A 562-nucleotide genomic window follows, 5' to 3' on the forward strand; every position below is an offset into this window, starting at 1 on the left:
GTCGATAGTGATTGCCGAGGGAAACCTTGCAAGCCCCTATATTGAGCGAGGCTTGCTGTCGGTGACAGATAAAGATGGTCTAGTTCACGAGCATGAAACTGGCTTTGTTGGGTTTACGCAGTGCCAAAGCCGCCATCGTTTTAGAATGGGTGGCTCACAAGTACATATGAATGCCCATCCGCCAACTTCGGTCAGCTCGGCCCAGCGTAGCTATTTTGAGCCTGCTGCACAAAATCCTGCTGAGCAATTTGAGCGCACCGGCAATCTCGAGCTTGCCTATCAACAAGGTAAAAATGAAGTCACGCTGGTAGGAAACGTAGCCGAAGCCAATGCCGGTTATTCGTTTTCGTTAAATGGTAAATTGGGCACAGCGAAAGGCGGCGATTATACCTGTATTCGCAGTAAACAGGTGTATAAGCAAGGCAGTGCCAATGACCCTAAGCAAGTTGCATATCATAGCGAGTCGGTGTGTGTACCACGGGGTGAGCCAATACGTATCGCGCCCCCAGAGCATAGCCCAAAACCGATGGTGTTTACCGCCACGGTACGTTCGCTGTCGGGG

The 562-nt window shown here is 51.1% G+C and carries 1 pseudogene; it reads left to right on the forward strand.

What is annotated here, in order from left to right:
- Nucleotides 1-562, forward strand: a pseudogene (locus EXT48_RS23775) (hypothetical protein); the annotation flags it as partial.

The organism is Pseudoalteromonas sp. CO348, from assembly GCF_004208845.1.
GTDB lineage: Bacteria > Pseudomonadota > Gammaproteobacteria > Enterobacterales > Alteromonadaceae > Pseudoalteromonas > Pseudoalteromonas maricaloris.